Consider the following 8,042-nt stretch of genomic DNA (forward strand, 5'->3'; position numbering starts at 1 on the left):
GTCAGGCCGACAGCCCCTCGCCGTCAGGAAAATCCTGATGCGGGCTGAGGGGTATTCACCGGGTCGCACAGGCCTGCATTTCGCGTACATAGGAATGCATGTTGAATGGTCCAGCAGGACGTGGCGTCGAGCGCTGTATTAGGATGGACGATGGAGTCAAAATCGCGCATTGCCCGGAAATCACTGGTTCTGCTCGTGATGGCCGCGGCCATTCCCGTCATGGTGTTTGCCGGCTGGGTAACCTTTCTGAACGCCCGCGACGAGCGCACGGCCTCGCGGAGGGCGGCATTCGACACCCTTGATCGGGTGATTACGCGGGTTTCGTCCGAATTGGCAACGCAGATCGAGGTCGCCGCGACGCTGGCTTCATCCGCTTCCCTCGACCAGCCTGATCTGTCGATGTTCTATCGCGAGGCCAAGCGGCTCAAGGAAGCCCGGCCATTATGGGAAAACATCGAGCTGGTTGATCCGGATGGAAGTCAGGTGCTGAACCTGCTGCGACCGATGGGATCCGAGCTCGGCGCGACCGCCGACCGCGATAATTTCGAGAAGGTCATGGCGACGAAGAAGGCTGCGATTGGCGGCATCGGCCCACTTGGGCCGATCTCGGGGAAACGCCTGATCGCGCTTCGCGCCCCGGCCGAGCGCAACGGCGAAGTAACCTTCATCGTGACGATTGCCCTTGTCCCAGACGCTGTCAGCCAGATTTTACGTAGTGCGGGCGCCCCGAAGGGATGGGTCGGTGTCGTGGTCGATGCCAAGGGCAATATCGTGGCCCGCACAGCATCAGAGCAATTCGAACTCGGGAGCCCCTCCAGCGAATCGATACGGTCCGCGATTGCCCGCGCGCCAGAAGGTTCGTATGTCGGCCACTCCCTGGAAGGCGTGGAGGTGGATACCGTCTACCGCACACTGCCCGGCACCGGCGGCTGGTCGGTTCATCTTGGAATTCCGACGGAATCGCTCAACGCGCCCGTCAAGAGATCAGGATATTTGCTAGTTGGGGGCGGAACCGTAAGTCTCGCTCTGGCGGTGGCGCTGGCGTGGTTGACCGGACTCGACATTGCGCAACGCAGACGCGATGAGGAGGCCAAGGCCGCAACGGCGCTCGGCATCAGCGAGGAACGCCGCATGCTTGCGATTGAGACCGCCGAACTGGGAATCTTCAATTGGGACTTGCTCAAGGGCGACGTTCTGGCTTCGAGGCGCACGCAGTTTCTGCTAACTCTTCAATCCGATAATAATGGATATGGAGATGATCGCATCTTCAGCACCGATCTGTTTCTGTCCGGTCTGGATCCCGCCGACAGACCGCGTGTGGCAAAGGCCTTCGCGGACTGCCCACAGGCCGGCTCGGTCAGTATCGAGTTCCGAACGATATCGAATGATGGCAGCGTTCATTGGCGCAGGGCGACCGGACGCCCGCCACAGTTCGAGCCGACACGGTCCGGCGTCATTTTCGGTGTCATCATGGATATCGACGGCGCTAAACAGGCCGAGACGGAGCGGCACCAATTGCTGCGGCGCCTCGCCGAGGCCGAGGAAAACGAACGACGACGGATCGCCCGCGAGCTTCACGATCAGATCGGGCAAAGCGTGACAGGGCTGCTGTTGGGACTCAAGAACCTTGAACAATCGCTCAGGACCAATAGCGATAGCGATCACAGTCTCGAGCGGATCAATTGGCTACAAGGGCTGGCTAACGATATCGGTCGCGATATTCACCGCGTCGCCGCGGATTTGCGGCCGACCGCGCTGGATGATTTGGGATTATACGATGCGTTGCTGGCTTTGAGTCCGGAATGGAGCCTGCGTTTCCACATCAACCTCGACGTTCAGTTCCTGGGCGATACCAAGCGACTTTCGCTGGACGTCGAAATAGCCGTCTATCGCGCGATTCAGGAGGCGCTGACAAATATTCTGAAGCATGCGAAAGCGAAGAATGTGAGCCTGCTGCTGGACCAGCGGCTGACCGAGTTGCGCGTTATCGTCGAAGACGACGGCGTCGGGTTCGATACCGATCCGCGGTCAACGACAACCAGAGGCCCAACGATCAAGCTTGGACTCTCTGGCATGCGCGAGCGACTGAGCCTGATTTCCGCGGAGCTGGCGATCGAGTCCGATCCAGGCGTAGGAACTACCATTTTCATGACGGTTCCGCTGGTAGATCCAGGAGTTGAAGCATGAGCATCATTCGAATTACACTGGCCGATGATCACCCGATTGTTCTGGCGGGCATCAAGTCGCTGCTGGAGGGTGTCACAGGCATCGAAGTCATTGGCGAAGCCACGACGGGGCCCTCCGCGCTCGACATGATCCAGAGACTGTTGCCTGACATCGCAGTCATCGATATTTCGCTTCCCGGGCTCAGCGGCCTCGATCTCGCCAAACAAGCCGCTGATCTGGTCCCACAGGTCAAGCTGCTCGCATTGACCGTGCACGAAGATCGCGCCTACGTGCAGCCCGTCATCAGAGCCGGCGCGAGGGGCTACCTTCTGAAGCGATCAGCGGCAGATGAACTTATTCGCGCCATACGCGCCATTGCCGAGGGGGGAATTTATCTCGACCCTGCCATTGCGGAACGGGCGCTTCCAGCGTCGCCAGACGATAGCGGTTCATCGGGGGCGACGGCGACGGCCGAACTCAGTCAGCGGGAGACTGAGGTATTGCGACTGATCTCGCACGGCCTTAGCAACAAGGAGATCGGCGGGCGTCTCGACATCAGCGTCAAGACGGTCGAAACCCACAAGGCCCGTGGCATCGAGAAGCTTGGACTGCGGACCCGATCCGACATCGTGCGGTACGGAATGGCCCATCGATGGCTCGAAAACCTGGATTGAACACATTGGCGGCCAATCTCGCACGACCCCATCAAGGGCTTGCGCGAATCTCGGGGCACGCGAGTCCGGTCATAGAGATCAAAGAGCACGAATAGCAGGACTGATCGCTCGCAACTCGTCCGATGCGCTGGACCCATGCAACATATATGATGTTGCTTGGGGGTGGCACCATCGTCCATTGATCCGGGCGCAACTGGCCCTTGCGTTCCCGAATCTACCTGTGAAGCGGTGTTTATTTACGCTGTCTGATCGCGTGTCAGGGATTACCCGACATCCCCTCCAATCGACCCGACTATCGCTCCGACGGAGCAAGCGGCAGACTGATAGACGCCAGATCAAAGCCGATACGCTTATTTGTTTCACAACCGGCGCCGGAGTTCAGCATGCAGAATCCCATTCTCTTCGGATTTGTCCTGATGATGTCAGGCGCCGTGTTGGGCTACCTCACGCTGCCCAACAGGCAAGGTGAAAGTCGCTCTTTATCGGCCAGGAGTGGACTGGTCCTGATATATCCTGCGATTATCGTCACGCTCTTCGCCGTCGGCATGGCCGAAATCATAACGACAATAACGGCTCGGTAACGTCGAACCATGTGATTTTCGAAGATACAATCATCGTATGCTCAACTCGCACTTTACAGGATGCTCGCGCGACTTCCATCTCATTCATCCTGCAAGCTGCACGAAGGTCGTCCTAATCACGCGACGATGACGGCCTGTCATCGCACACGCCCCGCGCTTTTCAAGGCGCGGGGCTACGACATGTCGCAGCTATTTAAGCGCAGTCGTGCCCGGCGCCAGCAGCAGGGCTTCACAGGCCCGGACAAGGCCGTAATCAATGTAGCTCTTGCCGGGCAGCGTGATCAATTCGGCTGGGAATGAATCTTTCGCCTGATAACCACCTTCATGCGCGACCAGGGTCGTCATCCGCGACTTGGCGTCCGGCAATGCACGGAAATCGGCAGCGCAGGACGGCGCCAATGCGGCTACGACGGCTTGGTCGCTTTTTTCAGCCGCGAACTTGTTGGCGCTGGACGGGCTCATGAATCCAAAGCCCTGCGCAAGGATGATGGCGCCGAGCGCGAGGCCAGCCGCGCCCGTCCAGAGGCTAGGCGTAACGATGTTCCAGTTGATCTTTTCCATGACAGATTCCTATCGTTCAGGTTCCAGAGAATCTTTTCGGAGTTTTCGACTTCAGTTAACAGAATGGTAGTTGAGGCAATCGCTTTCCTCGATGGGATTGGCATGTCGTAGCGATCGGGCACATTTCAAACATGACTTCTCTCCCTCCATTGTTCGAATCGATTTCGCATCTCGGATCGAGTTTGAGCTCTGGACGCACCGTGTACGAGACGGTTGAGAAAATCATGCGTCGAGATTCGTAGCGCGAAGGCCTGTCGATGATCCGCGGGGCGAACAAGGATGAGACGCGGAGTGTTCGGATAAACAGGCTAAGTACAGTTCTAGCCCGATCCTGCTTGTGATCAATGAGCCATTGGTCTGCGTGATATAACGCCGCAACCTCGGAACTATCACCTATCGAAGATTGCCCTGGACTCTACAAGGATCCAGAGACATCGGCCCGCTCCACGGCCGCGGCGTAATTCTTCGAGAGAACTTCAAACAACTATCGTGCACAGACCAACGTCGATAATGGATGATATGGATATCGTCGCGGCATACGTCGTCTTCAACATCAGTGACATCAAGCTGAACTATATGTCCAACAAGCTTTGGCGCCCGGCGCAACTGGACATCGAAGATCACCGACCGCCTCGGACCGCCGATGGAGCGGAGCCAATGAGTTTTGCAATACTGTTGGCGGTCAATGCTGCCGCGGATCGCGTCAAGGACGGAACGATACGGGCTCCCGCCGAGAACCGCCCCCTCGGCAAGGCGCCCCTCTGATAATTCCCTGATGCGAGATCGGTGTCGCAGGATGACGATCGATTGCTTCAACGGAAATATACCGCGCGGCGTCCATTCCGCGGGGAAAGCGATGTTTGGCGGTTGGAGGATAAAAAATGGCGCCCGAAAGCATGAGGCCATTCGCCAAAAGATCTGACCTTGTAGCTCTCGCAAGCTGATCGTGTAACCGATCGATGGCCGGAAAAGCCAAAGACACGCTAAGTCGTTGATATTGCTGGCGCACCCGATAGGAGTCGAACCTATGACCTTTGCCTTCGGAGGGCAACGCTCTATCCAGCTGAGCTACGGGTGCACGTGATCCATCTAGCCGATTGCCAGCGCGGCGGCAACGGTCGGCTGAGGTGAAAGTAACGGGATCGCGGCGGTCGGATCGGCGACGGCCACGGCCCCCGATTGCGACGAGCGGCGCATATTCGATGCAGTGGCGGCTTGGGCGGAGCTTTCGCCCGCGTCGGGTCGAATCTAACGGCCGACTGACGGGCCATCGGCATCGGTGAGATGACCCGCGACGCGCAAGGCGCGGCACAGAGCGGCCCATTCGATCGCCGAGACCGGCGGTTGCGGTGGACGCAGCGCGTCGTCGGGAATTCGCCCGAGCAGCTTCAGACAGGCCTTGAGCCGGGCCGTCGCCCGTCCCCCCGGCGCATCGCGGTAGATCGCAACGGCGAGCGGATAGAGCTTTTCGTGCGCCGCGCGGGCCGCCGGCCAGTCACCGGACGCGGCGGCATGCCACAGGCTGACGACCAGTTCCGGCACCACCGCGGCCAGGCTGACCTGACTGCCGTCGCTTCCAATGAGGTAGCTGGTCAGGAGATGCTCGTCGCCCGAGCCCAGCACCGCGAAATCCGGGCGAAGCGTTTTGATCAGCCGCCGGTTTTGTTCGTAAGTGGCGACTTCCCAGCTGCCTTCCTTGATCGCGACGAAGCGGAGGTCCGCGACGAGATGCTCCAACACCGGCCGCGTATAGGCCATCGCGCCGGCGCCAACCGGCGCGTTATAGAGCATCAACGGCACCGAGGTGGCGTCGCGGATGCAAGCGTGGTGCCCGAGGACGGCAGCGTCGGCATGCGGCAGCGCCCAGCTATTGGGCGGAAACACCAGCAGCCCGTCGGCGCCCGCCTGCTCCAGCGCGGCCGCTTCGCACGCGGCCCGCAGGCTGGACTCGTGATTGACGCCGGCGACGATCAGGCACCCTTTCGGGGCCTGATCGCGCGCAATCTCCGTGACGCGCCGCTTTTCGGCGAGTGACAGCACAAAATTCTCGCCGGCATGGCCGTTGATCAGCAGCCCGTTAATGCCGGGAACGGATGTCACCGCCGAAATATGCGTCGCCAGCGCCGCCTCATCGATCGAAAAATCCGCCTTCATCGGCACCACTGTCGCGGCATGAATGCCGCGCAAGCGTTCGGTGAAGGACCGGGGCATTACTGCCCCGGCGGCGGAATCGCGATGGCTGGTCGGCCCGCCCACGGGTCAGGTCGGGCCTGGACCGGTGATGGCAAAGGGCTGGTCCGCCGGCAGGCTGGTGAGTCCGAACTTGTCGACCATCGCCTTGTAGCTGCCGTCGGCCCGCATCGCGGTGAAGGCCGCCGCGACCGCCTCGGCCACCACCTTCCTGCGGAACGCCATCGCGGTGCTGGCCTTGCCAAGGCCGCCAAGCACTTCCTTGACGCGACCGCGGCTGACGGCATCGCGCGCGACGCTGTCGACCAGCAGCGCGGTATCGACCTGTCCGGCGAGCAGCGCGCCGATCACATTCGTCGCGGTGGGGAACGTGCGCATCTCGACGGCGCCGCCGCCCTTGGCCACGCTGGCGTCGCTAAACTTCTTCAGCCAGTTCATCTGATAGCTGCTGACCTCGACGGCGGCCGACTTGCCGACCAGATCCTGCTCGCTGGCAATCTTGAGCGGGCTTTCGGCTGCGACCACGACCGAAATCGCCTGCATGCCGTTCGGCACCATGAACATCAGCTTGGAGCGCTCCTCGGTCCAGAACATGCCGGTGTTGATGCCATCGAGGCGGCCGGAATTCATCGCGGGGATCATCGCCGGAAAGTCCATCCGGGCGAACTCGACCGAGAGACACAGTCGCTTGCCGAGTTCATTGGCGAACTCGACGTTCAGCCCCTGCAACTGGCCGTCCTTGTCGACAAATTGCTGCGGCGGATTCGTCGGGTTGATGGAGAGCTGCAGCTTGCCGGGCGCGATCAGGTTGTCGTCACTGATGGCCGGCGTGCAGGCGGCATTCGCCACCATCGGCGACGCCGCGAGGGCTGCGACGGCGACAAGCCTGAGTAGGGTCGAGAACATGTTGAATCTCCGTTGTGATGACAGATGACGAAACCAGTCTCTTGCTCCGGGCGTCCCTCACGCGAGTCTTGATGCTCGGCGTCCTTTTTCGCCCGCCGCGATCTTTCGACCGGGCGAGCGCAACATCATGCGTCCGGCGCTGACGCCCGTGAGAGCGGCTGCAACTGGATGCGTGCAAAATTCGTGACAAACGGCGCGAACGGCCCGAAGCCCGCGACCTCAAGGAATTCGGGCGTCTCGAACGCCCACGGCCCGGCCACTTGATAGATCGCCGCATATTTCGGCCCGTCGCCGATCGAGACGAAGCGCCGGGCGGACAGCCAGCCGGGACATGCGAGCAGATCGGGGAAATGAACCTCCTCGTACCAGGCGTTGAACGCTTGCTCCTGCGCCGGGTCGATATCGACCCGGACGAGATGCAGGAAGGCCTTGTCGGAAGCGCTGGTCGGATCGCTCATGACGGTTTGCGCCGGGGAAATTTCAGGCTGGCGCGCGCTTTCAGCACTTCGAGCCCGTGCTCGTTTCTGGCGCTGGCTTCCCAGATGATGGTGCGGGTGTCGTCGATCTGCTCGGCGATCCACACCTCGAAGGTGAGGGTGTCGCCATAGAACACCGGGCCGGTGAACCAGAAGCGGTCCTCGATCGAGATGCCGATGGTGCCGACCAGCTCGCTGGTGAGTACGCTGGTGCACAGGCCGGCGACCATGATGCCGGGCGCCAGCCGCTTGCCGAAGCGCGTGGTCAGCGCATAGGCATCGTCGACATGCACCGGACCGAAATCGCCGGTCGCGGCGATGTACAGCGCGCCATCGGCCTCGGTGATGGTCTTGCTGAGGCTGACGCGGTCGTTGACCTTGAGATCATCGAATGATTTCAGCTCGTACATCGCTCAGCCCTGCCGCTCGAACGGCACCAGGGTCGCGGTGCCCGCGACGACCACGTCACCGGACGGCGCGCGCGTGCA

General features: G+C 60.9%; 9 protein-coding genes and 1 tRNA gene. 4 read left to right on the top strand and 6 right to left on the bottom strand.

Annotated elements, in window-relative coordinates; all coding sequences use genetic code 11:
- Window positions 1-105 precede the first annotated feature (105 nt).
- The 3 genes from Q0S16_RS15960 to Q0S16_RS15970 all read left to right on the top strand — a co-directional run bounded on the left by Q0S16_RS15960 (window position 106) and on the right by Q0S16_RS15970 (window position 3,421).
- Window positions 106-2,187 carry a cache domain-containing protein gene (locus Q0S16_RS15960; protein ID WP_295849972.1) on the top strand — a complete coding sequence of 694 codons (2,082 nt, stop codon included), beginning with the start codon at window positions 106-108 and terminating at the stop codon, window positions 2,185-2,187.
- Entirely contained in the window at window positions 2,184-2,840 is a 657-nt protein-coding gene (locus Q0S16_RS15965; RefSeq protein WP_295849974.1) for a response regulator transcription factor, read from the top strand. Before Q0S16_RS15960 ends, Q0S16_RS15965 begins: the two co-directional genes overlap by 4 nt.
- 383 nt (window positions 2,841-3,223) lie before the next feature.
- A complete protein-coding gene (locus tag Q0S16_RS15970) occupies window positions 3,224-3,421 on the top strand; it encodes a hypothetical protein (protein WP_295849976.1) in 198 nt (65 codons plus the stop codon).
- Between the two features lie 189 nt (window positions 3,422-3,610).
- Here the strand turns inward: Q0S16_RS15970 and Q0S16_RS15975 are convergent, their stop codons facing one another.
- Entirely contained in the window at window positions 3,611-3,982 is a 372-nt protein-coding gene (locus Q0S16_RS15975; protein ID WP_295849978.1) for a hypothetical protein, read from the bottom strand.
- 519 nt (window positions 3,983-4,501) lie between these two features.
- Between Q0S16_RS15975 and Q0S16_RS15980 the strand changes: the two genes are divergently transcribed.
- The gene (locus Q0S16_RS15980; RefSeq protein ID WP_295849980.1) at window positions 4,502-4,747 is read left to right on the top strand and encodes a hypothetical protein; all 246 of its coding nucleotides are present in this window, start codon (window positions 4,502-4,504) and stop codon (window positions 4,745-4,747) included.
- Window positions 4,748-4,983: 236 nt separating this feature from the next.
- Here the strand turns inward: Q0S16_RS15980 and Q0S16_RS15985 are convergent.
- The 5 genes from Q0S16_RS15985 to Q0S16_RS16005 all read right to left on the bottom strand — a co-directional run bounded on the left by Q0S16_RS15985 (window position 4,984) and on the right by Q0S16_RS16005 (window position 7,964).
- Window positions 4,984-5,060 (bottom strand) — tRNA-Arg (locus Q0S16_RS15985).
- Between the two features lie 170 nt (window positions 5,061-5,230).
- Window positions 5,231-6,193: a dihydrodipicolinate synthase family protein gene (locus Q0S16_RS15990; RefSeq protein ID WP_295849982.1), complete on the bottom strand. Its 963-nt coding sequence runs from the start codon at window positions 6,191-6,193 to the stop codon at window positions 5,231-5,233.
- A 48-nt stretch (window positions 6,194-6,241) separates the two neighbouring features.
- A complete protein-coding gene (locus tag Q0S16_RS15995) occupies window positions 6,242-7,078 on the bottom strand; it encodes an ABC transporter substrate-binding protein (RefSeq protein ID WP_295849984.1) in 837 nt (278 codons plus the stop codon).
- A gap of 125 nt (window positions 7,079-7,203) precedes the next feature.
- Window positions 7,204-7,536, bottom strand: a complete 333-nt coding sequence (locus tag Q0S16_RS16000) for a DUF4286 family protein (RefSeq protein ID WP_295849986.1) — start codon at window positions 7,534-7,536, stop codon at window positions 7,204-7,206.
- Window positions 7,533-7,964, bottom strand: a complete 432-nt coding sequence (locus Q0S16_RS16005; RefSeq protein ID WP_295849988.1) for a MaoC/PaaZ C-terminal domain-containing protein — start codon at window positions 7,962-7,964, stop codon at window positions 7,533-7,535. The genes Q0S16_RS16000 and Q0S16_RS16005 overlap by 4 nt, the downstream gene beginning before the upstream one ends.
- Window positions 7,965-8,042: the final 78 nt, after the last annotated feature.

This window comes from Tardiphaga sp., assembly GCF_025356345.1.
GTDB lineage: Bacteria > Pseudomonadota > Alphaproteobacteria > Rhizobiales > Xanthobacteraceae > Tardiphaga.